The organism is Longimicrobium sp. (assembly GCF_036280135.1).
Classification (GTDB): Bacteria; Gemmatimonadota; Gemmatimonadetes; order Longimicrobiales; family Longimicrobiaceae; genus Longimicrobium.
Map to the genome: position 1 here is coordinate 1 of NZ_DASURI010000546.1, position 25,992 is coordinate 25,992.

At 69.4% G+C, this 25,992-nt stretch carries 21 protein-coding genes; 9 read left to right on the forward strand and 12 right to left on the reverse strand.

From position 1 onward, the window contains the following. Positions 1–67 precede the first annotated feature (67 nt). Positions 68–1,093, reverse strand: a complete 1,026-nt coding sequence (locus tag VFZ20_RS17490) for an NAD(P)/FAD-dependent oxidoreductase (protein WP_329685207.1) — start codon at positions 1,091–1,093, stop codon at positions 68–70. Positions 1,094–1,339: 246 nt separating this feature from the next. On the opposite strand from VFZ20_RS17490, the gene VFZ20_RS17495 reads away from it, so the two are divergent. After that, the gene (locus VFZ20_RS17495) at positions 1,340–4,549 is read left to right on the forward strand and encodes a DUF4062 domain-containing protein (protein ID WP_329685208.1); all 3,210 of its coding nucleotides are present in this window, start codon (positions 1,340–1,342) and stop codon (positions 4,547–4,549) included. On the opposite strand, the gene VFZ20_RS17500 is transcribed toward VFZ20_RS17495, so the two are convergent. Continuing rightward, positions 4,546–6,090, reverse strand: a complete 1,545-nt coding sequence (locus VFZ20_RS17500; protein ID WP_329685209.1) for an Hsp70 family protein — start codon at positions 6,088–6,090, stop codon at positions 4,546–4,548. The two genes, VFZ20_RS17495 and VFZ20_RS17500, sit on opposite strands and share 4 nt — an antisense overlap. A 212-nt stretch (positions 6,091–6,302) precedes the next feature. Here VFZ20_RS17500 and VFZ20_RS17505 point away from each other — a divergent pair, with 212 nt between their 5' ends. From VFZ20_RS17505 to VFZ20_RS17515, 3 genes are all read left to right on the forward strand, one after another. Continuing rightward, positions 6,303–6,905: a ribonuclease H gene (locus tag VFZ20_RS17505; protein ID WP_329685210.1), complete on the forward strand. Its 603-nt coding sequence runs from the start codon at positions 6,303–6,305 to the stop codon at positions 6,903–6,905. Between the two features lie 365 nt (positions 6,906–7,270). Continuing rightward, entirely contained in the window at positions 7,271–8,845 is a 1,575-nt protein-coding gene (locus VFZ20_RS17510) for a toll/interleukin-1 receptor domain-containing protein (RefSeq protein ID WP_329685211.1), read from the forward strand. Positions 8,846–9,009: 164 nt separating this feature from the next. Next, positions 9,010–9,750: a polymorphic toxin type 23 domain-containing protein gene (locus VFZ20_RS17515; RefSeq protein WP_329685212.1), complete on the forward strand. Its 741-nt coding sequence runs from the start codon at positions 9,010–9,012 to the stop codon at positions 9,748–9,750. 331 nt (positions 9,751–10,081) lie between these two features. Here VFZ20_RS17515 and lipB read toward each other — a convergent pair whose 3' ends face one another. After that, complete coding sequence (lipB, locus tag VFZ20_RS17520; protein ID WP_329685213.1) at positions 10,082–10,765, reverse strand: lipoyl(octanoyl) transferase LipB; 684 nt, start codon at positions 10,763–10,765, stop codon at positions 10,082–10,084. Positions 10,766–11,002: 237 nt separating this feature from the next. Here lipB and VFZ20_RS17525 point away from each other — a divergent pair, with 237 nt between their 5' ends. After that, positions 11,003–11,218 carry a hypothetical protein gene (locus VFZ20_RS17525; protein WP_329685214.1) on the forward strand — a complete coding sequence of 72 codons (216 nt, stop codon included), beginning with the start codon at positions 11,003–11,005 and terminating at the stop codon, positions 11,216–11,218. Positions 11,219–11,314: 96 nt separating this feature from the next. Here VFZ20_RS17525 and VFZ20_RS17530 read toward each other — a convergent pair whose 3' ends face one another. The 6 genes from VFZ20_RS17530 to VFZ20_RS17555 form a co-directional block, all read right to left on the reverse strand. Next, on the reverse strand, positions 11,315–11,728 hold the full coding sequence (locus VFZ20_RS17530; protein ID WP_329685215.1) for a hypothetical protein: 414 nt from the start codon (positions 11,726–11,728) through the stop codon (positions 11,315–11,317). 220 nt (positions 11,729–11,948) lie between these two features. Next, entirely contained in the window at positions 11,949–13,424 is a 1,476-nt protein-coding gene (locus VFZ20_RS17535) for a dihydrolipoamide acetyltransferase family protein (RefSeq protein WP_329685216.1), read from the reverse strand. A gap of 231 nt (positions 13,425–13,655) precedes the next feature. Beyond that, positions 13,656–14,687: an alpha-ketoacid dehydrogenase subunit beta gene (locus tag VFZ20_RS17540; protein WP_329685217.1), complete on the reverse strand. Its 1,032-nt coding sequence runs from the start codon at positions 14,685–14,687 to the stop codon at positions 13,656–13,658. 12 nt (positions 14,688–14,699) lie between these two features. Then, positions 14,700–15,803: a thiamine pyrophosphate-dependent dehydrogenase E1 component subunit alpha gene (locus VFZ20_RS17545; protein WP_329685218.1), complete on the reverse strand. Its 1,104-nt coding sequence runs from the start codon at positions 15,801–15,803 to the stop codon at positions 14,700–14,702. Positions 15,804–16,435: 632 nt separating this feature from the next. Next, complete coding sequence (gene mrdA / locus VFZ20_RS17550; RefSeq protein ID WP_329685219.1) at positions 16,436–18,427, reverse strand: penicillin-binding protein 2; 1,992 nt, start codon at positions 18,425–18,427, stop codon at positions 16,436–16,438. An 87-nt stretch (positions 18,428–18,514) separates the two neighbouring features. Next, positions 18,515–19,357: a nucleotidyltransferase domain-containing protein gene (locus VFZ20_RS17555; RefSeq protein WP_329685220.1), complete on the reverse strand. Its 843-nt coding sequence runs from the start codon at positions 19,355–19,357 to the stop codon at positions 18,515–18,517. A 211-nt stretch (positions 19,358–19,568) separates the two neighbouring features. On the opposite strand from VFZ20_RS17555, the gene VFZ20_RS17560 reads away from it, so the two are divergent. The 3 genes from VFZ20_RS17560 (at position 19,569) to VFZ20_RS17570 (ending at position 21,643) form a co-directional block, all read left to right on the forward strand. Next, the gene (locus VFZ20_RS17560; RefSeq protein WP_329685221.1) at positions 19,569–20,240 is read left to right on the forward strand and encodes a hypothetical protein; all 672 of its coding nucleotides are present in this window, start codon (positions 19,569–19,571) and stop codon (positions 20,238–20,240) included. Between the two features lie 99 nt (positions 20,241–20,339). Further along, the gene (locus tag VFZ20_RS17565; protein WP_329685222.1) at positions 20,340–21,077 is read left to right on the forward strand and encodes a sulfotransferase domain-containing protein; all 738 of its coding nucleotides are present in this window, start codon (positions 20,340–20,342) and stop codon (positions 21,075–21,077) included. A 68-nt stretch (positions 21,078–21,145) separates the two neighbouring features. Next, positions 21,146–21,643 carry an SgcJ/EcaC family oxidoreductase gene (locus VFZ20_RS17570; RefSeq protein ID WP_329685223.1) on the forward strand — a complete coding sequence of 166 codons (498 nt, stop codon included), beginning with the start codon at positions 21,146–21,148 and terminating at the stop codon, positions 21,641–21,643. Positions 21,644–22,016: 373 nt separating this feature from the next. On the opposite strand, the gene VFZ20_RS17575 is transcribed toward VFZ20_RS17570, so the two are convergent. From VFZ20_RS17575 to VFZ20_RS17585, 3 genes are all read right to left on the reverse strand, one after another. Beyond that, positions 22,017–22,799: a L,D-transpeptidase gene (locus VFZ20_RS17575; protein WP_329685224.1), complete on the reverse strand. Its 783-nt coding sequence runs from the start codon at positions 22,797–22,799 to the stop codon at positions 22,017–22,019. Positions 22,800–23,038: 239 nt separating this feature from the next. Next, a complete protein-coding gene (locus VFZ20_RS17580) occupies positions 23,039–23,761 on the reverse strand; it encodes a hypothetical protein (protein ID WP_329685225.1) in 723 nt (240 codons plus the stop codon). Between the two features lie 43 nt (positions 23,762–23,804). Continuing rightward, positions 23,805–25,478, reverse strand: coding sequence for an AAA family ATPase (locus VFZ20_RS17585; protein ID WP_329685226.1), 1,674 nt, complete (start codon positions 25,476–25,478; stop codon positions 23,805–23,807). Positions 25,479–25,688: 210 nt separating this feature from the next. On the opposite strand from VFZ20_RS17585, the gene VFZ20_RS17590 reads away from it, so the two are divergent. Continuing rightward, positions 25,689–25,992, forward strand: a 304-nt coding sequence (locus tag VFZ20_RS17590; protein ID WP_329685227.1) for a hypothetical protein, incomplete at its 3' end; no start/stop codon positions are given.

The window sequence follows — 25,992 nt, forward strand, 5'->3', positions numbered from 1 at the left end:
TTCCCTATTCCCTATTCCCTATTCCCTATTCCCTATTCCCTATTCCCTATTCCCTATTCCCTATTCCCTATTCGCCCTCTTCCTGCGAGAAGACCTTCAGGTTGGTCGAGTGGCCGGGAGCCACGCGCGCCTTGGGGTTGATGTGGTGCACGGCGTTGTTCACGGCGATCGCGGCCTCGCCGTAGCCGGTGGCGATGAGCTCCAGCTTGCCGGGATAGTGGACGACGTCGCCGGCCGCGTATACGCCGGGGATGTTCGTCTCCATCAGCTGCGACACCTTGATGGTGTTGCGGTTCAGCTCCAGCCCCCAGTTGCTGATGGGGCCCAGGTCCGGCTTGAAGCCGAGGAGCGCGATGACGGCTTCCACGTCCATCGTGTCCTCGTCCCTGGTCTCGCTGTTGAACAGCGTCACGCGCGCCACACAGCTGTTCTCGCCGTGGATCTCCTTGACCTCGAACGGCGTGCGGATGGCGACCTCGCCCTTTTCGGCGGCGGCGCGCATCTCCTGCACGCTGCTCTTGTGCGCGCGGAACTCGTCACGGCGGTGGATGACCGTGACCTCGCGGGCAATGCCGCGCAGCCCCAGCACCCAGTCCACGGCCGAGTCGCCGCCGCCCACGATCAGCACGCGCTTGCCGCGAAAGTCCTCGGGCTGGCGCACGTGCGTGTGCACGCCGCCCTCGGCGCCGTAGTGCTCGTCCCAGCCGGGGCACTCCAGCACGCGCGGGTTGAGCGCGCCCTTGCCCGCCGTGATCACCACCGTCTTGGTGAGGAACTCGCCGCGCTGCGTGACGAGGCGGATGTGGCCGTCCTCGGGGACGAGCTGCTGCACCTCGTTCTCCAGCACGATCTCCGGGCCAAACTGCGTGCCCTGCTCGATCATGTTGTTGGCCAGGTCCTTGGCCAGGATCTTGGGCAGCCCGCCCACGTCGAAGATGTACTTTTCCGGATACAGGGCCATGAGCTGTCCGCCCAGCTGCGGCAGCGCGTCGATGATGCGGCACGAGGTGCCGCGCAGCCCGGCGTAGAAGGCGGCAAAGAGCCCCGTGGGCCCGCCGCCGATGATGGTGATGTCCGTGATGGCGTCGCTCACGCGCCTGCTCCGTGGGATGGGCTTGGAATGCGGCCTCGCGCACCCGCGCGCGGCGGCGTTCATATACGGCGGGGGTGCCGGGGGCGCAAGCGCGGGCGCCGGCTGGAGCGGCGGAGCACAGGAAAGAGTGGCTTCCGAAGACTCACCAGGACATCTTGAGGCGGATCGAAAACGAACGTGGCTCCCTTCCTCGGATGCGACTCCTGTCCGGCCGGGCGAGGGAACTGTCGACCAGGCGACTTCCGGATGCTCACCGTATTTGTAAGCTCGGTCAGTGATGAGCTGGATGCCGAACGCAAAGCCCTGCGGGAGGAAGTCCAGGCTCTCGGAGCCCTGTTCTCCGGGATGGAATACTTTGGGTCCAAGCCGGAGTCGCCGGCGCCGTACTGCGCGCGAAAGGCTGCCGAGCCGGACCTGTACGTGGGACTGCTGGGGATGCGCTATGGTTCAGTGGATCCCGGTTCGGGGCTGTCCTTCACCCACCTGGAATACCAGGCCGCCCGGAACGCGGCCGTCCCCTGCCTGGTGTACCTCAAGGGAAGGCGCGACGACGGGGTCACGGGCGACCCCGCCATACGCGCGTTCAAGGCACAGGTACAGAAAGACGTCATCGTCTCCTGGTTCACGACGCCGGCCGAGCTGCGGGTCTGCTTTCTTCGAGACTTCGTAAAGTTGCTGCGCGAGCGGTTCCTCGACCGCGTCGCACCGCTCACGCCCCCCGCCATCCCGGCCGGGGCCCTTCACGCACTCACGCAGGGAATGCTCCCGGAGCGGATCCGTGCCGTGGCCGGAGACAAGTACCGCCGCGAGCTGTACGTGGCCCCGGGTGCCGAGACACCCCTCCTGGAGTTCGCGGAGCACGAGGAAGCGTATCTGCGCGGAGCAGGCGCCGTGCTCGACGCGCTCGCGGAGATCAGCCTCCGCTACGGGCTCGCGGCGGAGCTGCGCGTGGATGCCGCCCGTGCCGTGATCACGCGACAGATCGGTCCGGACGTGACGAACGAGGCGATCTCGGGCCTGAGACAGGCCTTTCACGCCGACGAGATCGAGTCACTTCGCCGGGACGTGGAAGCGCTCGTCAGGGAACGAGGGTTCGGGCTCCAGGGAAAGATCGATCGCCTGGCCGGGCGGCTGCGCGAAAGCCCGTTCATTGCCCGGAGCGCGCTCCCCGGGCTCCCCGATCGACTGGCGGAGCTGGTGCGGCGAAGCTCCGTGGGAGGGCTGGACACGTCCAGCACGGAATACCGCAGGCTGCTCTCGATCTTTCCCTCTACGCAGCAGGACGACACGGTCCAGCTCGCGAGCGACCTGTTGCGTGACCTTCAGCTCCTGTCGGATCAGAACGCCAGGCGCTGCGCGGTCGTGATCGCACGGGCAGGCACGGGCAAGTCGAACCTGCTCTGCAGCCTCGCGGAGCAGCTCTCCAGCCGTCACCCCGTTCTTCTCATCGGAGGACAGAGTATCCGGCTGCGGGAGCATGGCATCGAGAGGTACGTGCAGGAGCTGCTGGAGCAGCAGTTCCAGGGCGTGTTCAGCGATTGGCTGAACCGGGTTTCCCCGGGGCTGCAGCGCACCGGACAGTGGCTGTTCATTCTCATCGATGGGATCAACGAGTCGGATGACATTCGCGCCACGGCCGACATGCTGCGCGAGTTCCTGAGCCGTCTGCCGCGCGCGAGGGTCAAGGTCGTCCTCTCCTGCCGGGACCTTCTCTGGGAGCGGTACACCGAGACCGTTCGTCCCCACGCGCCGCTCATGGTCCGGATGCATGGCTTCAGCGACGCGCGCTGGGACGCCGTGCTGGCCCGCTACTTCAGCCATTTCGGAGTCAGGGGGACCATCGAGGGCCAGGCCCGGGAGATGCTCCGGAACCCGCTGCTGCTGCGCCTGTTCTGCGAAGTGAACCGTGGAACCTCCGTGGGGCGCGTGGGCGAGTTGCGGACGATCGCCATCTTCGAGGCATACTTCGCGGATGCGCGCCGGCGGATCGCCGACCGCCTGCAGCACGTGAACGCCCGCGTCATCGAGACCTTTCTGCTGCGGATGGCCTGGGAGCTGTGGGCGCGGAGGATCTCGGCCGTTCCGCTCTCCGTGCTGGGCATCTCGGAAGAGGCCAGCCGGACCGACTCGGTCTACACGCAGCTCATCGACGAGAACGTCGTCCGCGAAGAGCAGCCCGTCGCAGGGTCCATGGAGACAGCCGTCCGGTTTGTCTACGACGAGCTCTTTGAATACATGCTTGCCTGCGCGTGGCGCTCCACGACGCGCGACACGGACCGCCTGGTGAAGGAGGTAATTGCTGCACGGGACGGGTTCCCGGCGGCGTTCAACGCATTGCTGTACCTGGATTCGCTCTCGGATGACGCGGGCTCCCTGGTGAACGAGCTGCTCCGGCTGCTGGGGCGCACACCGGAACCGTTCGCCGCCGCCGGGCAGGTGAGGATGCTGTACGCGTTCGAGCGCCTTGACCTCGATGCGCTCGACGACGAGTTGATCGCCCTGCTCGCCCGCTTTGAAGAGGCGGCGCTCCCGGACGTGAAGCAGCGGCTGGCGAAGGTGATACTGCGGGTGGGGGCGCGGATGCCCACGCACCCAACGGTTCGCTCCCTGGTGGAGTGGGTGCTGGAGATCCACCCGCGCGACGGTGCGGCTGCCGAAACGGCCGCGAGAAACCGCGCGGATCGCGAGCGGCTGCGCGGCTGGCTGAAGAACAAGCCGGAGCCGGAGCATGCCCCCGCGGGCGAATCGACCCTGCCGCCGGGCCGTTTCCATTACACCGAATCCACGCGCCTGAACGCCATTGCGCTGCTTGCCGGCGTCATCGCACCGGATGACCCTCAGCGGATCGCCGGGGCAATCACGGCGCTGGGGCGCACGGACCTGCACTCCGCGCTGGAAGCCATCGTTTCCCTGGACCAGTCCACCGACCGCGTGGTCTATCCGCTCATCGAATCGTACATGGGAAGCGGCGTGGCCGAGTACCAGATCTACTGTGCGTGGCTGCTGCGGGAGCGCTACGGGCCGGAGCCGGCGGGATTCCTCCTGCGGTTGACGACCACGATGAAGACCCGGGTGCACCGGTTCACCATGAGGATCCTGGACACCCGGAAGGTGGAAGCCGAGTTGCTGGACGGCGCACTCGACCTGCTCACGAGGGGCCGTTCCTGGCTGCGGCCCTGGCACGTGCACAACCTGCTGCAGATCGCGGGTCGTCCGGACCGCTTCCGCGCGCCCGCCATGGTGAACAGCCACCACGAGGCCGTCCTCTCGGCGCTGCCTCCCTACTACGATCACCCGCGGGGCTCCGTACGGCTGGACGCATTCCGCGCGGCCGTGCAGTACCGCCCGTACCTGGACCTGGAAAGGTTCCGCCGCACGCTCGCGGGCGACGAGGACGTGTACGTACGTCGCCTCGCGCGCACGCTGGAGAGCTCGGGCTTCTTTGCCCCGGCCTAGGAAGCGGACGCGGGCCGCCGGTGGGACGTAACCCCGGCGCCAAAGGTCACCCGACGCCGCTCCTTGCGGCCCGACGCGCGGTCGAGCGCCTCGACGTGAAGGACTCCGGTGGAATCAACGTCAAGGGTGACCGCGATTTGCGCTGTCCCGGCCGGCGCGGGGTCGATGCCCTCCAGGCTGAACCGGAGGAGGGTGCGGTTGTTGATCGCCAGTTCGCGGTCCCCCTCCAGCACGTGGATCTCGACAGACGTCTGGTTGTCCTGGCAGGTGGAGAACACCTCGGTCTTCTTGGTCGGGATGGTCGCGTTCCGGAACAGCACCCGGTGGGACATGCCACGTCCGTCCTCCAGGCCGAGAGACGACGGTATGGCCTCCAGCAGGAGCACGTGCTTCAGCGCTCCCTCCAGCACCGCCGCCTGGACAGCGGCTCCGTTCGCCACGGTTTCGTCCGGATTGAGCGAGCGGGACGGTGCGAGGCCGAACACCTGCGCCACGATCTCCGCGATCTTGGGCATCCGGGTGGCTCCCCCCACCAGGAGGACCCTTCTCCCAAGGCAGGCACGATCTTGACCGGTCCAGCCCGCATCCTCCAGGGCCTGGCGGCAGGGATCCACCAGCCGCTCGAAAAGCTCGCCGCAGATCTCCTCGAAGTGCGTGCGCGTGAGGGTGTGCTCGAAGGAGAGCGGCACCCCGTCCTTCCAGGCGACGAACGGGACGTGAAGGCTGGTCTGCGGCCGCTCGGAAAGCTCGCACTTGCCGCGGACGGCTTCGGCCCGCAGACGCTCCAACGCGTCGGGTACCAGGGAAAGGTCCACGGCATGGTCCAGGTAAAACTCCTCGACCATCCAGGCCACGATCCGCTCGTCGAAGTCGTCCCCCCCCAGGTACCCATCCCCGTTGACCGCCTTTACCTCGAAAACCCCCTCACCCGTCTCCAGGATCGAGATGTCGAACGTTCCGCCGCCCAGATCGAAGACGGCGATGAGCTCCTCCTGGTCGCGGTCCAGCCCGTAGGCCAGCGAGGCCGCCGTGGGTTCGGTGACGACGCGAAGCACCTCCAGCCCGGCGAGGGCGCCGGCCTCGCGCGTCGCCTGCCGCTGTCGCTCGTCGAAGTACGCCGGGACCGTGATGACCGCCTGGGTTACCGGCGCATGCAGGTACGCTTCGGCCGATTCCCGGAGGCTGCGGAGGATGCACGCCGAGATCCACTGGGGGCTGTACTCCGACCCGTGCGCCCGTACCATGGCAAAGTTGTTCTCACCGACGATCACGTCGAACGGGAGGGGTTCGACGAGGTCGGCGATCTCGTTGTAGCACCTGCCAATCAGCCGCTTGATGCCGGTGATGGTGTGCCGCGGGTCCGTTACCGCGGCCTTGAGCGCGTGCTCCCCCACCACTGCCGTCCCATTCTCCAACAGTCGGACCACGGACGGGGTAAGGAGATTTCCGATCTGGTTGGGGATGACGATCGCGACCCCGCGATCCATCACGCTCACGCAGGAGTTCGATGTCCCCAGATCAATGCCGATGACCCTGCCCATGCGACGTATCTATCCGAAGGGTGCACAAGGACCTGCGAAACGAGGGAACGTACAGCCGGGACGCGAGATGTCACCGGGAACGTAATCCCAGGGTACGCTACGGAACAGGATTCGTATGGCTGACACTGAGCGCCGGGGGTAAGCGGTTGAATGCCGCAGTCGCTATATTCCCCGCCCCCCGTCAGCCACCTCCGCGAAACAGGAGCCGAGTCTTGTCCGAACCGCTGGTCTTCATCTACGCCGACGAATCGTGCCTGGGCAACCAGTTCAAGGGCCGCGACCGGCCCGGGGGTGCCGCCGGCGTGGTGGAATTCTGGCACCCCGTAAAGGGCTGGGTGCGCCGCGACTTCTGGAGCAGCGAGCCGGACACCACCAACAACCGCATGGCCATCCGCAGCGCCATGGTGCCCCTCGCGGCCCTCAAGGCCGCCTCGCGCGTGGTCTTTACGTCCGACAGCCGCTACCTGGTGGACGGGATGACGCAGTGGGTGCACGGCTGGGCCGCGCGCGGGTGGAAGCGCAAGGACGGCGAGGTGGAGAACGTGGAGATGTGGCGCGCGCTCATGCCCGTGGCGTCGCGGCACCAGATCCAGTGGCGCTGGGTCAAGGGCCACGCGGGCCATCCGCAGAACGAGTACGCCAACCACCTCGCCATCCGCGCGGCCACCAAGCAGCTGGACAGCGGCGGCCTGGTGGAATCCGGCTTCGAGGCGTGGATCACCGAGGAGCAGGAGAAGGAGCGCTACCTCAGCTTCTTCCAGATGCCGCCCGAGAACTTCGAGTTCAAGCCCGCCCGCAGGCTCCCCACGCGGTAGGATCCGCCGGAGGGAGATACCGATCACGGATCGGATCCCGTAAGGCACCACGCCGCCTCTGTGCACGCGCGGCGCCCGACAGGAACGGTCGGGCACGGCCGCTCCGTCCGCCGGGACCGGGGGGGGCAATCCGGACCCGATCCGGCGCCGGCAGCTGTGCCCGCAGAGGAACGTGGCGCGCTTGACACGGGCAACTCGCGTCTGTAAACGTGTATGCGCTCCCCGGTTCGTCCCCGGCTTTCCCGCCGGGGGCACGCGCTCCCCCCCGAAGGCGCTTCATCCAGCCTCCACGCGGTGACCAACGGGTCCGCGGCGCACCGCCAGGACCCGGGCGGGTTCGATCTTCATATCGACGGCGGAAAGACATGCACGCGGACGTCTTCATCAGCCACGCAAACGAGGACCACGAGATCGCACTGGAGCTGCGCGAGGCGCTGGAGGCAGCCGGTGTTCCGTGCTGGATCGCCCCCGAGTGCATTCCACCCGGACACGACTGGCCGGAGCTGGTTGCCGAGGCGCTGGAGCAGTGCCCCATCTTTCTCTTTCTCCACTCCCCCGCCGCGAACGCCTCCAAGCAGGTTCGCCGCGAAGTCATCCAGGCGGACGAAGCGGACGCCATCCTGCTCCGCGTGAACCTGGTGCAGGGAGAGCGGCTCGACATCAAGCTCCGCCACTACTTCCTTCGCTCGCAGTACGTGGACGCGTTCGCCGGGGACACGTGGAAGGACGAGCTCGTCTCCACGGTGCTGCGCGAGCTGCGCGGCGATCCGGTGGAGGACGTGCCGGCGGAGGAGGTGCGAATTGCTCACTTCGGGACCTATTCCGAAGCGCTGGGTTCCACGGGCCGCTGGGGGCAGCTCGTACCGCTCGCGTGGTGGCTTGTCTGCGGCATCCTTCCCGCGGCCGCCATCGTCATGGAGTATGGGGACGACGGGGTGTTCCTGGGCAAGTTGTGGCCCCACTTCTTCATCTACCCCGTGATCGTGGGGTTTCTCGTCCCCGTCTGCCTGGCCGCGCCCGTCCGCTACCTGCTGGCGGAGCGAAAGCTGGGCCTGCCCATACTGCTCTTCGTAGGGCTGGGCGCCGCGTACGTGACCTATACCGACGTGGCGGCCGGAGACCCCGCCCTGTGGGAGTATGACGACATCCAGTCGCTGCGGCTTGTCCGCTACGGCACGTCGCTCCAGCCGGACACGGCCGTGGTGGGCCTGCCCGGCACACCCAGGCTCGCGGGTAGGCCGGTGATCGACAGCGTGCCCGTCATGCTCGTGGCGCGGACGGTGGTGCGTGACTGCCCCAACCTCACGCTGGCGGGCAAGACGGCGGGGGGTGTGACCAACCCGGCTTGCGACACCCAGCGCCAGGCCCTGAGCGTGGCCATGAAGGCGTGGCGCGACGGGACGAACAAGCGCTGGTCCGCCACGCACTGGGCGTACGTCCTGGCCCTGTTCGTCCATGTGTTTACGCTGGGGCTGGGCGTTGCCTCCATCGCCCTCCTGCTGCGCATGCGTCTGCAGCGGCTCTCCAACGAGCCGGCCCTGTACGGGCTGATGGCGATCGTCTTCTTCATGTACTTCCTGTGGCTGCCGTTCCGGATCGTCTCGCTGTACGAAAAGACGAACCTGTTCGGCGAGATCAAGCCCCTGACGGAGCTTCCCATCACGCTCATCGTGGTGCTGTGCTACGCGGTGACCTTCTACCTGGGCTGGCGGGCGTTCCGGAGCTGGGTGGTCTACGTGCTGATGACCGTGGCGGGCGCGGCCCTGCTGTACGTTGCCGTCATGTATCCCGGCGTCCTGTTCTACATCATCGGCCGCAGCAGCGATCCCATGACGTATCCGATGATCACCATTGTCCTGGTACTCATCCTCTGGCCCCTGCTGGGGGGTGGGAGCCTGCGCGAGCAGCTGCCCGCCCGGGCCCTCTCCCGCGGGAGATGAGCGGCGCCCGCGGGTCCGGCGGCCGCGTGCTCCGTCGCGCAATCGCGGCGGCGTGCGCGCTTCTCGGCCTGGTTACGCGAAGCGGCTGGTCGCAGACGGCGTCCGCGCCGGCTGACACGCTTGCGGGGCGGGATCGCGCAACGCGTTGGTGGGCGCGGCCGGCCGTGCAGGCCGGAACGCACGTAAACGGCGCCGGGCTGGAGGCGGGGGTGGCCCGGGCGGTGCTCTCCTCCGGCCACCGCCCCGTGACCGTAGTCGCGGAGCTGCAGGGAGCGGGGTGGGTCCGAGCCACGGACCTGGGCATACCCGGCCCGCGCGGCACGGGGATGGGTGCCGCGCGGGCCCGCCTCTCGTTCGGCACGGCGGTGCCCGACGCGGAGGCGGTGCGGACACGGCGGCACACCGTGGAGTACGGACTGATCGGCTACGCGTCCACTGACCGCACGTCGCAGTGGTCCGGGGCGCTGGGCTACACCTACGCCGCTGGGGACCGCCGCTACGAGGTGGCCGTGGAGGACGACTTCTTCGCCCTCCAGTTCCGTGATGAGTATCGCACGTTCGCCATGCGCGCGCGCGTGCTGCGCGGCAGCGGGGCGGAGCGGCGGGGCGCCGGCGCCAAGCTCGTGTTCTGGACGGGGACCACGACGGGGCTGGGCTTCCTGGGGCGGGACGAGACCTACGACCTTTCGCGCCAGCACGGGGGCGGCTTTTCCCACGGGATCCTCAGCGCGGACGTGTACGTCGGCCCCGTGGAGCTGTCGCTGGGATACGACGCGGAACCCATCCGCGCCACCCTGCAGAACGGCCTTCACCGGCTGATTGACGACGGCCGCATCCCCGCCCTGGACCGTTCGCCCCGCGTCTTTGTCCAGCTTGGGTGGAACGGCTCCATCACCCTGTACTGACGACCCGCCGGATTCTAACCGACGCCTCATCCGCCACGCGTCAGATCATCGGGGGAACGCGCGTTGAGTCTACAGGAACGCGCGAGAACCCGCAGCGCACCACGTCCGCCGCCGCGACAGCACCCGGGCGAACGGATGAAATCCGGGCGGGACTGGAGGTATAGATGAGGGCAATCACCGAGTTCCACGAAGCACCCTTTGCCACGCCGCCGCCGGCGCACCCGCCGGACACGCGTGAGGGATGGTTGGCCGATGGCTGAGCCACCGCCAGACACGAGGAGCCCGCGCCCCCGATGGGACGCGGGCTCCCGCGTTTTTTATCCTCTCGTGATCAGCCTTCTACGGCGGCGCGGTCGAAGATGCGCTCGAACCAGCGGATGGCGGACGCCTCCGCCTCCGCCATCGTCACGGTGCGCCCCAGCTCCGTGCTCAGCGAGCCCACGCCGTGGTCGCGGATGCCGCACGGGATGATGGTGCCAAAGTACGACAGGTCCGTCGTCACGTTCAGCGCGAAGCCGTGGCTGGTGATCCACCCCGACGACACGCGGATGCCGATGGCCGCCAGCTTGTTGTCCCCCGCCCACACGCCCGTGAGCCCGTCCTTGCGCGACCCCTGGATCCCGAAATCCGCCAGCACGCCGATGAGCGCCTGCTCGATGTCGCGCAGGTAGCGGTGCAGGTCCTGGCGGTCCGGCTTGAGGTCGAAGATGGGATAGCCCACCAGCTGCCCCGGCCCGTGGTACGTCACGTCGCCGCCGCGCCCCGTGGGGAACAGCTCGATGCCACGCGCCGCCCGCTCCTCCGGCGACACAAGCACGTTCTCGTCGTGCGATCCGCTGCCCAGGGTGATGACGTGCGGATGCTCCAGCAGCAGCAGCGTGTCGGGGATCTCGTCCGCGCGCCGCTGCTTCACCATCTCCGCCTGAAGCTCCAGCGCGTCGGCGTACGAGATCGTCCCCAGCCGCCGCACCTCCATCACCTTGCGATCCGCCGCCACCGCCGTGTCCGTGCTCATCCGCCGTCTCCTCCGTGGTTGATTCCCGCTGGATTATAACCCGCAGGCGCCGATCGGTGCGAGGAGCGGGACTGCGCATCGGCAGACGCGGATCATCGATCGATGCGGGTCAGTCGCGCAGAGGGGGAACGGAGCCCTGGGCAGGAACAGGAGATGCGTATTGTGTCGTCATCTGCTAGCATCTGTATTCCGGCCGTTCGAGCGGACGGCGGGACACTCCACGCCTCAGGAGGCATCATGGATCGCGTACGCAACACGCCGGTGGGCCGGGGACTGTTCGGACTGGTGGTGCTGGCCGCCCTCGCATTCGGCGCCCGCGAGGCGACGGCCACGCCCGCGGCGGGCAACGGCGCGGCACGGGTCTGCGGCCCCACGCGCTGCAACGACCTGTGCATCAAGGCCGGTTACGAAGGCGGATACTGCTACGGCGGGTACGACTGCGTCTGCTGGTGACCACCGCATGACGAGAATCCCCGGTGTCCGCATCGCGGGCGCCGGGGATCGTATCTTAGCAGCAGCCGGGAGCACGCACGTGGCGTGTTCGGCTCGTCAGGCGGCCGTGCGCCCGGGCAGCAGGGAGCGGAACCGCGCGGCGGCATCCAGCCAGTCGAACGCCTCGTCCAGGTCGCGGAACACGGACACCTCCTCGGGGGCGCCGTCGCGCATCATCTCGTACATGCGCCCCAGGCCGTAGCCCAGGTCGTTGTGGGCCACGATGGCCAGGCGCGTGGCGTACCCCAGCGCGTCCACGCGGGAGAACATGGACATCAGCTCCCGCAGGGCCGCCGCGCTCACGTCCAGCATCTCCACCTCGCGCAGGTCCACCAGGTCGTCCAGGCTGGGATCGTAGTCCGGGTGGTCCAGCTGGGTACGATAGGCGTGCAGCAGCTCGCCCCCGTCCACGGTGCCGTGAAAGGCGGCGATGCGAACGCCGCGCGCGAGGTCGGTGCGAAAGCGGATCATCGGGTGCGTCTCCGGGCGGGTGGGGCGCGAGCCTGGGTCGAAGGTTCACGCGGAGCGTCCGGCACGCGCGCCGGCCGTCCATCTCTCCTTCAAGCATCGGCCGCATCCACCCCATACCTGAGCCGCCGCGCCAAAGCGGCCGTGCGGATACGCAAACCGGCCCCGGGAGCCAGAACGAGGCTCCCGGGGCCGGTCCGTCACCATTCCTTTCCCGCCGGGCTCACGCCTGATCGGGGAAGGTCTCCATGAGCTGCTTGACGCGGGCCAGGAACTGGTCGCCGTCGGCCCCGTTCACCAGGCGGTGGTCGTAGCCCAGCGAGATGAAGCCGCGCTTGCGCGGGACGATGGCGTGGTTGCCGTACTCGTCGCTGATGACGGCCGGCCGCATCTCCACCCCGCCCACGCCCAGGATGGCCACCTGCGGCTGGTTGATGATGGGGAACCCGATCGTCGTGCCGAAGATGCCCGGGTTGGTGATGGTGAACGTGCCGCCCTGGATCTCGTCCGGCTTGAGCTGCTTGTTGCGCGCCCGCGTGGCGATGTCGTTGAGCCGCTTGGCCAGGCCCACCAGCGACAGCTCGTCGGCCTGCTTGATGACGGGGACGATGAGCCCGTGATCCAGCGCCACGGCGATCCCCAGGTTCACGTCGGCCCGGTAGATGATCTCGTGGTTGCTGTACGACGCGTTGATCTTGGGGAACTCGCGAAGCGCGCGCGCCACCGCCCAGGCGATGAAGTGCGTGTACGTGACCTTCACCCCCTGGTCCGCCCACACCTTCTTGTTCTTGCCGCGCACCTGGTCCAGGCGCGTGTAGTCCACCTCGAAGTACGAGTGCACGTGCGGGCTGATGCGCCGCGACTGCACCATGTTGTTCGCGATGATCTGCGTCATCCGGCTGGCCGGCTCCACGCGGTCGTTGGGACCCGCGTTGACCGTGGGATGCTGCGGCGCGCCGTAGAACTCGTCCCAGGGAAAGCCGCCCTCGTACGACGCGGGCGCGGGCGCGGCCGGGCGCTGGGCCGGCGGCTGCTGCGCGGGCGCGGCGGCCGTGGCCGGCTGCGCGGCGGGGGCCTTTTGCCCTTCCTCGACGAACTTGAGGATGTCGTCCTTGGTCACGCGGCCGTTGCGCCCCGTGCCGGGCACCTGGTGCACCTCCACGTTGTGCTCCGCCGCGATCTTGCGGACGAGCGGCGTGGAGCGGGTCCGCAGGCGCTCCTCCAGCGACGCCGGCCCGTCCGACGGAGCGGGCGCGCCCTGGGCGGTGCCGCCCGCGGCCGTGCCCATGGGCTCCTGGGCGCCGCGGCCGTCGGCCGGGGTGCCGCCGCCCTTCTCCGCCTGGCCCACGGCGGACTCGGGCATGGAGGTCTCGCGCTCGCCGGGGACCTGGATGTGGTCCGTGCTGCCGGCGGCGGGCGTGGACGGGGCGGCGGGAGCCGGGGACGCGGCGGCGCCGGCCTCGGTCTCGATGTAGGCCACGACGGTGCCCACTTCCACCGTCTGCCCCTCGCTCACCACCACCTCGGCGATGACGCCGGCGACGGGCGCGGGGATCTCGGCGTCCACCTTGTCGGTGGAGATCTCCATGATGGGCTCGTCGCGCTCCACCCGGTCGCCCACCTTCTTGAGCCACACGGAGACGGTGCCCTCGGCGATGGACTCGCCCATCTGGGGCATCGGGACTTCTACACGGGCCATGGTCGTTTACCGTGCGTTCAGTTCAGGTTCAGATGCGAGGGAATAGGGAATAGGGAACAGGGAATAGCGGGCCACTGCGGCCGCGTTCTTCCCGCTGCCGGCGCCCTTCGCCGGCAGTCCCCATCCTTGTCCCTCCTCACACGTGCTCCCCGCGAGGGAACAGGCTGTCGGCAAAGACTCGCCCGTCGAGCGAGTCCCGCAGGCTATTCCCTATTCCCTGTTCCCTATTCCCTAGTACGCCGCCAGGTACCGCGCCGCCTTCACCACGTCCTCCACCTGCGGAAGGAAGTAGTCCTCCAGGGGCGGCGAGTAGGGCACCGGCGCGTCCGCGGCCGCCACGCGCAGGGGCGGCGCGTCCAGCCACGGCCACGCCTTTTCGTTCACGCGCATGGCGATCTCGCCCGCGATGCCGCCCGTGCGCGTGTCCTCGTGCACGATCAGCAGGCGGCTGGTCTTCTTGACGGACTCGATGATGGCGTCCTCGTCCAGCGGCAGCAGCGTCCGCAGGTCGATGATCTCCACCGACAGCCCGTCCTCCTTCTGCAGCACCTCGGCCGCCTCGGCGCTCTTGTGCACCATGGCCGCGTAGGTCACGATCGTGAGATCCTTGCCCTCGCGGTGCGTCCGGGCCTTGCCCAGGGGGACGATGTAGTCCTCCTGGGGCAGCGTCTCGCGCAGCTGCGGCCGGCGGTACAGCCACTTGTGCTCAAAGAAGAGCACCGGGTCGTCGTCGCGGATGGCCGCCTTGATGAGGCCCTTGGCGTCGTACGCCGTGGACGGGTAGACGATCTTGAGCCCCGGCGTGTGAAAGAACGCCATCTCGGGGTTCTGGCTGTGGAACGGCCCGCCGCGCACGCCGCCGCCGCTGGGGCCGCGGATCACCATGGGCACCCCGCCGGACCCGCGGTAGCGGCTCGTGGCGATGTAGTTGGTGATCATGTCGTACGCGCAGGAGATGAAGTCGATGAACTGCATCTCCACCACGGGGCGCATCCCCATGTGCGCCGCGCCGGCCGCGGCCCCCGTGAACCCGATCTCGCTGATGGGCGTGTCCACCACCCGCAGCGAGCCGTAGGCGTCCAGGAACCCCTCCGTCATCTTGAAGGCGCCCCCGTACGCGCCGATGTCCTCGCCCATCAGGAAGACGCGCTCGTCGCGCTCCATCTCCTCCCACAGGCCCTCGCGGATCGCCTCCAGCAGGGTGACGGGCTTTCCCTGCTCCGTCAGCCGCAGGTGCTCCGGCTTTTCAATCACGGTCGACATCGCTCGGGCAAGTCAGGCTCGGGTGGGATCGGCGGGCGCGTAACGCGTCCAGGGCGCGTTCACGGGCCCGTCGCCGTACACGTCGGTCAGGGCTTCCAGCGGCTCGGGCATGGGGCTCTTCTCCGCCTCGGCCACGGCCTCGTCCAGCTCGCGGTCGATGTCCGCGCCGATCTGCGTGAGCTCGTCCGCCGTGGCCCAGCCGTTGTCCAGCAGCGCCTTGACGTAGCGGTCGATGGGGTCGTTGGTCGACGCCCAGTGCTCGATCTCGGCCGGGTCCACGTACGTCTGCGGATCGTGCTGCGCGTGGCCCTTGCGGCGGTACGTCATGAACTCCAGCAGCGTGGGGCCTTCGCCGGCGCGGGCGCGGTCCACGGCGCGCTTGCTGGCGGCGTAGACGGCCAGCATGTCGTTGCCGTCCACCTGCTCGCCCGCCATGCCGTAGCCCGGCGCCTTGTCCACGAACGACTTGGCCGCCGTCATGAACCTGGACGGCGTGCTGTACGCCCACCGGTTGTTCTCGACGATGATCACCAGCGGCAGCTTTTGCACGGCCGCCAGGTTCACGCCCTCGTGGAACGCGCCCGTGCTCGTGGCCCCGTCGCCGATGTACACCATGCCCACGCGGTCGTGCCGGCGCTGCTTGAAGCTGAGCGTCACGCCGCACATCACGGGGATCAGGTCGCCCAGCGGCGAGATCTGCCCGATGAAGCCGCGGTCAAAGTCCGTGATGTGGATGTTGAGCTCCTTGCCCCGCGCCAGCGAGTCGCCCTTGGCCATGTACTGCTTGACCACTTCCACCGGCCGGGTGCCGATGGTGAGCATGGAGCCCAGGTTGCGGATGAGGGGCGAGAGCATGTCGCCCGTGCCGTCGTCGCGGCGCCGCAGCGCGTACGCCGACGCCACGGACTCGCCCTCCTGGCCCAGCGAGCGGAACAGGCCGCCGATGACCTTGCTCTGCTTGAACAGCAGCTCGAGGCGTTCCTCGAGGCTGCGGGTGAGGCGCACCAGCCGGTACATCTCCAGGAGCTGCTCGCGCGAGAGCCCGTGGGGAATGGCCTCGGTGCGCGCCTTGGTCTTGTTCGCCATGTCGGTGTAGCGCGTCTTCGGCACGGGCACGGGCCGCCAGTGCGGCGGCCCGGCCGGGAAGCGCGACAACTTGGCCCGGCGCGCCGCGCGCGTCAAGCGAAAGACGGTGCGAAAGTGCGGGAGTACGAAAGTGCGAAAGTGATTTTGCTCAAACTCTGGGCGATTGCATGGCCGCGGCAGGCACACAGGCGAGCCCGCCCCCGCCCCAGGCCAGACGATCGCCCAGTGAGACGAGCCGGTGTCCAGGGGAGCAGCGCGCCCCGACCGGAGCGAGTCCCGGCCGGAGCGGCCCAGTCCGGCCGGAGCGGCGCAGTCCCGGCCGGAGCGGCTAAAGCCGCCGCTACGACAGCGGAAAGCCCTGTCTCGCGCTTACGCGCGCTGCGAACAGGGCTTCAACCATCAACACGGGACAGACCCGGCGATGGGCAGTCATCTCGCATCCGGGCGGCTCGAATGACGCTCCAGTGCACGTCGGCCGACGGCCCTCTGGGATAGTCCGCGCAGGCGGACTTCGCGAATCTCCAGCGGCGAATTCATTCGCTCCGGCTGGGCGTACGGCCCATGCCCCTCGAACTCGATCGATCCACGATCCACCCGAAAAAACCGGCGGCGCCCCGCATCCCGCGAAGCGCCGCCGATCATCCTTCGTACCTTCGTCCGCGTCAGTCCGTCTCGGCCGTGGCCGACTCACGCTTGGGTGCCTCGGCGTCGCCGGTGCCACCCGTCCCGCGGCGCTCGTTGCGCTCCTGGCGGCCGCGCTCGCGGGTGCTGGCCGAGGGGCCCACGGGGGGCACCAGGCGCCGATTGGGCGTGTCCCACTGCCCGTCCGTGCCGCCGCGGCCCGCGCGCCACCGCTCGCCCAGCGTGGGCTGGGGATCGAACGGATGGCCGTGCTTACGGTCCAGGTAGTAGTTGGCGATCTTGGCTGCCAGCGGCGCCGCCGCGTCGCCGTGCAGGCCGTGCTCCACGATCACGGCGATGGCGATCTCCGGGCTGCCGCCGGGCGTGCCCGCGAACCCGGCGAACCAGCCGTGGTCGGGGCCCTGCGAGTTCTGCGCCGTGCCCGTCTTTCCGTACAGCTTGTAGCGCGCCAGCGAGCTCTGCAGGGCCGTGCCGTCCTGCTCCGTCACCAGCCGCAGCCCCTCCCACAGCGCCTCCAGCCCCTTGGCGTCCAGCCCCAGGTCAATGCCCGGCGCCGCGTTGCGCGTGCTGTCCGTCACCACCAGGTGCGGCGGGGGCGCCGTGCCGTTGCCCGCGATGGCGCTGTAGACGTACGCCATGCGCAGGGGCGTCTGGTCGTTGGGGCCCTGGCCAATGCTGAGGCTCATCACGTCCGACGGCACCGCCTCGGTCCCGAAGTACTCCTTGTACCACGCCACGCCCTTGGGGAACGTGCCCGAAAGCTCGCCCGGCAGGTCGATGCCCGTGCGCTCCGCGAAGCCCAGCCGCACCCCCGCCCGCGCCAGCTCCGCCAGGCCGATGCGGATGCCCAGCTGGTAGAAGTACACGTTGCACGAGTTCTCGATGGCGCCCGCCAGGTCCAGCGAGCCGTGGCCCGCGCGGTACCAGCACCGCGAGTAGCGCCCGGCGTACGCCATGCCGCCCGTGCACGAGATGGGCATGTGCGTGGTTTGCGTCACCAGCCCGCGCTGCACGCCGATGGCCGCCGTGATGGTCTTGAACGTGGACGCCGGCGGGTAGCGCGCCGTGATCGTCCGGTTCAGCATGGGCTTGTCGGGATCCGTCGTCAGCGCGCCCCACAGCCGCGTGGGAATGCGGCCCACGAAGTCGTTGGGGTCGTACGTGGGGTTGCTGTACATGGCCAGGATCTCGCCCGTGGAGGGCACCATCGCCACGACGGCGCCCTTCATGGTGTCGGGAAAGATCTCGTGCGTGTACTCCTGGAGCTTGAGATCCAGCGTGAGCCGCAGGCTGTTGCCGCTCACGGGCGCCGTGGCGCCCACCGTGGAGCGCGGATCCACCACGCGGCCCTTGGCGTCCACCTCCACGAAGCGCGCGCCGTCACGGCCCGCCAGGGTGAGCTCGTACTGCTTCTCGATCCCTGCCTGGCCAATGAGCCGGCCCTGCTTGTAGTCCGCCTGGCGGTACTCCGGCTGCTCCAGCTGCTCCTTGGTGATCTCCGTCACGTAGCCGCTGATGTGCCCCACGGCCGCGCCGCCCGGGTAGTAGCGCTGCGGACGCTCCACCACCATCAGGTTGGGGAACGCCGCCCGCCGCTCCTCGATGGCCGCCGCCTGCGAGAAGGTGGCGCGGTCCGTCACCTCCAGCAGGTCGTGCTGGCGCCGGTTGCGGCGCGCCATCAGGTCGTCCACGTTCTCCGCCGACAGGCCCAGGAACGGCGCCAGGTCGTTGAGCGTGGCCTTGATGAGCGAGCTGTCGCCCGGCAGCACGGCGATGGAGTACGACGTGATGCTCGTGGCCACCACCTCGCCGTTGCGGTCCAGGATGGTGCCGCGGGGCGCGGGGATGGGAATGCCCCGCAGGCGGTTTTCCTCGGACCGCTTGGCGTACTGCTCGCCCGCCACCACCTGCGTGTGGAAGAAGGCGGTGAGCAGCGTGGCGATGATGAAGGATACGGCGAACATGGCGCCCAGCGTTCGCCGCTGCCGCGTGTCGGCCTGAAAGAGCTTCATGGGTCGTGTGCGCTGCGTTGATTTTCCCGCGTGGGCCGGGGGTCCGGCCATCTCCCGAAACAGCAAGTCCCGCGCCGGGGCCTATCCCTACTGCGCGGATTGGACAAAGGTTCCGCGACGCCGCGCCGCCCGCCCCCGTTCGATGACGAGGGACCGCAGCCGCTGCGCCGTGTCCAGCGCGGCATCCGCGCGTACGGGCGGGGGCGGCACGGGCGTGTCGTCGTCCAGCTCCAGGTGACCGGGCGGATACGACCGCGCGGCCCACGCCAGCACGGCGCGCGCTTCTCGATCCTCCGCGAAGCGCGGGTTGCGCTCCAGGAAGCGGCGGACGGCGTCGCCGCGGCGGGGGCGCGTCTCCCCCGCCAGCAGCAGGACGGCCGTGCACAGGCGGACGAGGTCGTCGCGCGCCCGCTTCGCCCATGCTTGATCGTCACCCTCCGCGAGGGCGCGGGCTACCTCCGCGCTTCCCTCCTCCACCCGGTCCAGCAGCCGCGCGGCGCAGAACGCGGCGTCCGCCGGGGTGAACGCCGCGCGGGGGACGTCGCACGCCGCCGGCCACAGGGGGACGGCGTCCTCCAGCGCGTCCACCAGCATGGGCGTGCGCCGGCCCGGGTCCGTGTCCTCGCGCGACACGCACCACACGCCCACGGGCACGCCCGTCCGCGCGGCCACGTGCTCCGCGATGCGCTCGGCGTGGGTGGCCTGCGGCTCGCGGTCCGGCGGCAGCCGCTTGAAGACGAACAGCACGTCCACGTCGCTGTCCGGCCGCGCCGTCCCCCGCGCCTTGCTGCCAAAGAGCAGCGCGCACTCCAGCTTCGCGCCCACGCGGTGCCGGACGGCGTGCACGAGCTCCATCGCCGCCGCGTGCTCCCGCGCGTCCAGGCACCGCTCCGCCGTCTCCGCGTCCGTCCCGTCCCCCATCCGCCGCATCGCCTCTTCCGTCCCGGGTTGATGCCGCACGGAAGGGCAAGTCACGTTCCGGATGAATGCACCGATTGATCCATGCACCAAGAGGGCACTTCGACCCGCAGTCCTTCATAAACGCGGCGAACTTCTTGCCGCGAAACGTTCTCGTGGCACAGGGGCCGATTACGGCCCGACTTACCTTCCAGGCGCACCATCCCTCAATGGAGGTGCAGAAATGCAACAGGCTCCATCACGCAATTGGGCAATCATCGGTGTTGTCGGTGCCACGCAAGGAGCTACTCCAGCCTTGGTGACGCTGGCGCAGGCGGTTGGAATGGAGATCGCCATGAACGGCGACGCCGTGCTCACGGGCGGTCACCATCGGCATAGTGAACAGTCAGTGAAGTTCGCGGCATTGCAGGGCGCTGTGAATGTGACTGGCGGGCCCGCTCCTCGTCGCGTGCGCTTGATAGGAATTGTTCCACGGTCAATTTCGCGGGCCCTGAAGCCACAAGTCACCACGATCAGTGTCGAGACGCAGCCCAGTCGCGCCAATCCGCTTAGGTATCTCTACGTTCACACTCAACTGGAGAGCCCCGATCGAGACCCCATCACCGGACAGGCCGTAGATGCGCTCGTGGCGCTGACCGGCGGAGCTGGCACTGCTCGGGAAGTCAGCACTGCCCTCGGATTGGGCCGCCCTGTCGTATTCCTGGATTCCTGGACGACCTTGAAGCCGCTCCTCAAGCGCAGCGTAGTCCCAAGCCAGCCCTTGAAGGCGGCGAATGCGTTGCAAGCAGTCACGATCATCCGCACTGAGCTGCGAGTCGGGACCGCGAACCCGTCGTTGACAGGCACGTTTCCCGATCTGAAGGCCGCGTACGAAGCGGGCCTGCTGACGATGTGAAACAACAACCGCCAGTCAGGCTCACTCGTGTACCTTGCTCCATCCCCCGCCCTTCCGTTAGCCTCTAGGCGTCGCTTTTCGCCCTCCAACCCGGCCCGCATGTACGCCGACGCCCTGCTCGCCTCGCACCCCCGCAGCGGGGGCCGCTGGCTGCGCTACCTGCTGGCCCACTACCTGGCCGCGCACCACCGGCTGGACGTGGAGGTCACGCCGCAGACGGTCTTTGCCGTCGTGCCGGACCACCACGAGGAAGGCCCGCGCGGCTATCGCGCCTTTCAGTTCCGCGGGCGGCGCAACCTGCCGCTGGCCGCCGTGTGCCACCAGCCGTACTCGTGGGAGCTGCACCGCGGGTACCCGGTGGTCTACCTGGCCCGCAACGCGTACGACGTGATCGTGAGCGCGTACGTGTACTACACGCAGGAAAAGCCGGAGTATTCCGGCTCCATGCGCGACTTCATCCGGCACCCGCGGCTGGGGCTGGGCCCGTGGATCGAGTACGTGAACAGCTGGGCCCCCGCCCTGCTCACGCACCGCGACGCCGTGCTCCTTTCCTACCGCGACCTGAACGCGGATCCCGAAGCGGCGCTCACGCGCGTGCTCGGCTTCCTGAACCAGGCGCCGGATCCGGCCCTGGTGCAGGCCACCGTGCGGACCGCCGGCGAGCTGCGCAGCGCGCGGGGCATCCGCACGGGCCAGGAGGGCAACTTCTGGGACCACCTGCAGCCGGACGAGATCTTCGACATCCAGGAGCGGCTGGACCGCGGGCTGTCGAAGCACGCCGTGCACCTGCTTCAGTCCATGGGCGTGGAGGTGGATCCCTTCCCGCGGGACGACTGACGCACCGCCGGCCGCCATGCCGGGCTGCCCGGCTCACATCATCCTTGTCTCACCATTCCGGAGATCGCATGACCCGTCTTCGCCTGATCGTTCCCGTCCTGTGCGTGCTGGCCGCGGGCGGGTGCAGCGTCACGTCGGCCCACGAGATCAACCTGCGCGAGACGGTGCCGGACCAGGGGGAGGTGGCGCGGATCCAGGAGCTGAGCCGCCGGTTCTCCGAGGCGTACGTGGCCAACGACATCGAGACCATGGTGCGGATGTACACGGAGGACGCCGTGATCTTCCCCGGCAACTCCGAGGCGCTGCGGGGGTCCGAGGCCATCCGCCGCTACTGGACGCAGGCGCCGGGCTCGCGCGTCACGATGCACCGGGCCACGCCCACCGAGATCCGCATCGACGGCGATCACGCGTACGACTACGGCAACTACGAGATCTCCGGCCAGCGCGACGGCACGGCGTGGGGGCCCAACTACGGCAAGTACGTCATCGTCTGGCGGCGGACGCCGGAGGGCTGGCGGATGCACCTGGACATGTGGAACTCGCGCCCGGCACCCGCCGCGCGCTGAAGCGGACCTGGCCGATTCCCGACGAAGCGCCCGGGCGGGCCTCGCCTTAGAAGCCCGCGTCCGCGATGCGTCATCCTGAGGGAGCGCCGCGCGGACCGTGAACGCACGCAGAACCTTGGCGCGACCGAAGGATCTTGTGCGCGAGACTCGGAGGCGGATTCCCTTGCATGAGGGCTCGCCCCGAGATTCGCGGGCAAGATCCTTCGTCGCCGCCATGGACCGCGCACGGACAGGGGTTACGCGGCGGCTCCTCAGGATGACGCTTATGTCCCATCGGCGCGTTCAACATCCTCTCTGGATGACGCGATAAACAGCAGAAGGACGGGACCGCGCGCGGTCCCGTCCTTCCTTCGTTCATCCCGATCCGGGCCGATTAGTTGGCGGCGAGGTCCGCGCGGCGCTGCAGGCCGGTGAAGGCGTCGGCGACCTTGATGGTGAACGTGCCCTCCGCCTGCCCGGCGCGGCGCAGCACGGCGCGGATCTGCTGCCGGTCGATGCTTCCCGCCTCGTAGCCGGCGGACAGCAGCGCCTGGATGACGCCTTCGGTGTGGACGCGGCGGCGGTCGTACACGTCCGGGTACACCTTGAGCTCGTCGCCCTCGATCACCACGGGCTCGTAGCGGATGGTGAGCGTGACCGGCGCGCGAAAGGTGCTCCAGCGCGTGGTGCCGGAGCGGCGCAGGATCCCGTCGATCTCCGTCGGGGCCACGGTGGGGTCCGCGTGCTGGTGCAGCAGCCGGGCGAGCGCGATCACGTCGCGGTTGCGCATGCGCACGCACCCGTGCGACGCCGGCTGGCCGATGCTGGCGCTGTCGGGCGTGCCGTGGATGTAGTACAGCGGCGCGAAGAACAGCTTGACCCGGCCCATGGGGTTGTTGGGCCCGGGTGGCGTGAACTGCGCGTCGCGGGCCCATTCGCGGTTCTCCGGCGGGCGCCACGACGGGTTCCACTCCGCCCGGCCGATGGTGAACTCGCCGTCGGGCGTGTCGTGCCCCGCCTTGCCCACGCTGACGGGATACGTGCGGATGACGCTGTCCCCGTCCAGCACCTGCAGCCGGTTGGCGGGGATGTTGATGTCGATCCGCAGCTGGGCCGCCGCGGTGGCCGCCGACGCGAGCGTCAGCGCCAGGGCGGCGGCAAGGGACTTCAGCTTCATCCGATGTCGGTCCGTGGGAAGGTCGCGCGAGTACGTCCTGCGCGGAGAGATACCCGGCCGCGGGGCGGAACGTTTCCGCGCACCCGCAAGCCGCATCCAAAGATACGCCGAATCCGCGCGAAGGCCAAGCTCCGTAACGACATTGTTCACGCAGAGGGAGCAGAGGCAGCAGAGTACTTCGTCGCGCGATGAAGTACTCTGCTGCCTCTGCTCCCTCTGCGTGAGAATGCAGTTCTGCTTTAGTAGTCGACCTGGCGACCAGGCCGGCGCGGCGGCGGAGGCGGCGCGGGCGGCTCCCGGCGGTCCCTGTCGTCTCCGAACGGGCGTGTCCCGCTGAACGGCGCCGGCCCGCTGAACGGCTGCGGAGGCGGCGTCTGCGTGCCCGCGTCCGGCAGCGGGGGCGGCGCGGCGGGTGCGCTCCGCGGGAGGGGCGGCGGCGCGGACTGCGGAAGCGGCGGAGGCGCGGCCTGCGGGATCGGCGGCGGGAGGGGGCCTCGCGGGGCGGACGGCGCGGGAGCGGGCCGCGCGAAGATCGCGAAGTCGCCCCGCGCGGGCGTAGTGTCCGCCGCGCGGACGGCCGCGTACGGATCCGCGTACGCACGGGGCGGGTCGGCGGGGGCGGCGTACGACTGGGTGCCGCCCTGCCGCTCGTCCAGCGCCCGCAGGAACGCGTTGCGCGACAGGAGCGCGTGGACGGCCGACACCAGCCACAGCAGCAGGATGGCGATCCCCATCGCCTCCTCGTCCGCGGGCGTGGCGTTGGGCCCCGCCGCGTTGGAGTAGCCCAGGATGCGGACGACGGCCGCCAGGTACACCACGCCCCACAGGATCCAGCCCCACCGGCGCGCGCGCATCCCCATGTAGAGGAACGCCATCCACGACGTGATGCCGAACGGCAGGGTCAGCAGCAGGTACCACGACTGGCCCCAGCGCCACGCCAGGCTGCGGTCTTCGATCGCCATCGTCTGTCTCGGTTCCCGATGAAGCGTGTGTCGTGGATGCGGATCAGAAGTCGACGGCCCGGCCGCCGCGCGACGCGCTGATGTCCGGCGGCGGCGCGGGCGCGGCCCCGGCCGAAGGCGCACCGCCGTCCCCGGCGGCCGACGCACCGGCAAAGTCCGTGTACTCCGCCCGGCCGTCACGCGGGGTGGCGGCCACGGCGCGCACGCTGGCCCAGGCGCGGATGGCGCGGATCTCCTCCGCCTGCGTCACCGACAGGGGCACCGTCTCCTGGACGGCCCGCTCGAAGTCCGCCATCCGCACGGACCGACGCTCGCTGAACGCCTCGAAGAGCCCCGCGATCACCACCTGCTCGATCTCCGCGCCCACGAAGCCCTCCGTGAGCCCCGCCAGCCGCTCGCATGCCTGCGCGTCGATGCGAAAGTCGCCCAGCACCTGCGGGTTCTTCAGCCGCTTCGTGAGATGGACGCCGAAGATCTGCATCCGCTCCGAGCGCGTGGGCAGGTCCACGAAAAAGATCTCGTCGAAGCGGCCCTTGCGCAGCAGCTCCGGCGGCAGCCGGTCGATGTTGTTGGCCGTGGCGATGACAAAGACGGGCTTGGTCTTTTCCTGCATCCACGTGAGGAACGAGCCAAAGATGCGCGTGGATGTGCCCCCGTCCCGGTCGCCGCCCCCGAACCCCTTCTCGATCTCGTCGATCCACAGGATGGACGGCGCGATGGCCTCGGCCGTGGCGATGGCCGTGCGCATGTTCTGCTCGCTGCTGCCGATGTACGCGCTGAACACGCGGCCCACGTCCAGCCGCAGCAGGGGCAGCTGCCACGCCGCGCCGATGCTCTTGGCCAGCAGGCTCTTGCCGCACCCCGGCACGCCCGTGATCAGCACGCCCTTGGGCGAGGGCAGGCCGTAGGCGCGCGCGTCGTCCATCCACGCCGCGTTGCGCTTGTCCAGCCAGCGCTTGAGGTTCTCCAGCCCGCCTACGTCCCGCAGCTCCAGGTCGCTGGAGATGAACTCCAGGATCTCGCTCTTGCGGATGGTCTGCCGCTTTTCCTCCAGCACCGTCTCCACGTCGCTGGCGTCCAGCCGCCCGTCCGCCACCATGGCCCGGGCGAACGCGTTCTCCGCCTCGTGCAGCGTGAGCCCCACGGCGGCCTTCACCAGCCGCTCGGCGTCCGTGGGCGGCAGGTCGATGACGATGCGGCCGCTGCCCTGGTTGGCGTGGATGATCTCGTCCAGCACCGTGCGGATCTCCTCCGCCGTGGGAAGGACGAACTCCACCACCGTCACGTCCTTCTGCAGCTCCATCGGCAGCTGCAGGATGGGCGACACGAAGACGACGCTGCGGGGCGGCTGGCTGCCCTTGAGCACGGGCACCAGGTCGCGGAGCTTGCGGATGACGTGCTCGTCGCCGCTGCGGTGCTCGCTGCCGAAATAGGGGTGCGCGTCGTGAAAGACGAAGACGGCGGGCTCGGCGAAGCTCTCCACCACCTCCAGGGCGGCCACGAAGTCGTCCGTGCCCTCCGGCGCGCTCCACCCCTCGGAGCGCAGCCCCTGCGTGGACGTCCACGTGACGACGCGGCGGGGCGTGCGGATGCGCGCGGCGTCGCCCGCCACGTCGCGGATGGTGCCCAGCACGCGCTCCTCCTCCCACGTGGGGACGTAGAGGTAGGGAAAGCGCGCCTTGAGCAGGTTGGCGAACGTGGTGGAAAAGTCGGGCATCCCGGTGCGGCGGTGTCGATGCGGGTCAGGCGGACGGGGGGCGGTGCGTGCGGCGACAAATGTCGCCTGCGCGGCGCCGTCCGTCCAGAGCCGCGCGCGTTGTCCACCGCCGCGCGCCGCGCTACCTTTTCCGCGTACTCCCCGTCCGCCACAACGCGACGCAGGCGCCCGCCCGTCGCCCTCGCACAATCCCGGTCCCCCGCGCCCGACGTGAGTCGCCGTCCCAGGCAGCAGCCGCAGCAGCCGTCCCGCACGTCCCGGCCCGCCGCCCGGGCGGCCGCGCGCGCCGCATCCGCCGCGGCCAGTGCCCCCGCCGCGCCGTGGACGGCGCGCATCCGCCCCGCGCACGTGGCGCTGGCGCTCGCCGCGCTGCACCTGGCGCTCGCGCTGCTCTCCATCGACCCCAGCCCGCACGGGGGCGGCGACAACGCGTCGTACCTGGCGCTGGCCCGGTCCCTCCGCGAGCACGGCACCTACCAGGAGCTGTGGGACCCCGCCGCCCGCCCGCACACGC

Excerpts from the sequence above, each read along its gene's own strand:
- VFZ20_RS17495 (WP_329685208.1), top strand. The coding sequence starts at position 1,340 with ATGCTCACCGTATTTGTAAGCTCGGTCAGTGATGAGCTGGATGCCGAA.
- VFZ20_RS17500 (WP_329685209.1), bottom strand. The coding sequence starts at position 6,090 with ATGGGCAGGGTCATCGGCATTGATCTGGGGACATCGAACTCCTGCGTG.
- VFZ20_RS17510 (WP_329685211.1), top strand. The coding sequence starts at position 7,271 with ATGCACGCGGACGTCTTCATCAGCCACGCAAACGAGGACCACGAGATC.
- lipB (WP_329685213.1), bottom strand. The coding sequence starts at position 10,765 with ATGAGCACGGACACGGCGGTGGCGGCGGATCGCAAGGTGATGGAGGTG.
- VFZ20_RS17525 (WP_329685214.1), top strand. The coding sequence starts at position 11,003 with ATGGATCGCGTACGCAACACGCCGGTGGGCCGGGGACTGTTCGGACTG.
- VFZ20_RS17530 (WP_329685215.1), bottom strand. The coding sequence starts at position 11,728 with ATGATCCGCTTTCGCACCGACCTCGCGCGCGGCGTTCGCATCGCCGCC.
- VFZ20_RS17535 (WP_329685216.1), bottom strand. The coding sequence starts at position 13,424 with ATGGCCCGTGTAGAAGTCCCGATGCCCCAGATGGGCGAGTCCATCGCC.
- VFZ20_RS17540 (WP_329685217.1), bottom strand. The coding sequence starts at position 14,687 with ATGTCGACCGTGATTGAAAAGCCGGAGCACCTGCGGCTGACGGAGCAG.
- mrdA (WP_329685219.1), bottom strand. The coding sequence starts at position 18,427 with ATGAAGCTCTTTCAGGCCGACACGCGGCAGCGGCGAACGCTGGGCGCC.
- VFZ20_RS17555 (WP_329685220.1), bottom strand. The coding sequence starts at position 19,357 with ATGCGGCGGATGGGGGACGGGACGGACGCGGAGACGGCGGAGCGGTGC.
- VFZ20_RS17560 (WP_329685221.1), top strand. The coding sequence starts at position 19,569 with ATGCAACAGGCTCCATCACGCAATTGGGCAATCATCGGTGTTGTCGGT.
- VFZ20_RS17565 (WP_329685222.1), top strand. The coding sequence starts at position 20,340 with ATGTACGCCGACGCCCTGCTCGCCTCGCACCCCCGCAGCGGGGGCCGC.
- VFZ20_RS17570 (WP_329685223.1), top strand. The coding sequence starts at position 21,146 with ATGACCCGTCTTCGCCTGATCGTTCCCGTCCTGTGCGTGCTGGCCGCG.
- VFZ20_RS17575 (WP_329685224.1), bottom strand. The coding sequence starts at position 22,799 with ATGAAGCTGAAGTCCCTTGCCGCCGCCCTGGCGCTGACGCTCGCGTCG.
- VFZ20_RS17580 (WP_329685225.1), bottom strand. The coding sequence starts at position 23,761 with ATGGCGATCGAAGACCGCAGCCTGGCGTGGCGCTGGGGCCAGTCGTGG.
- VFZ20_RS17585 (WP_329685226.1), bottom strand. The coding sequence starts at position 25,478 with ATGCCCGACTTTTCCACCACGTTCGCCAACCTGCTCAAGGCGCGCTTT.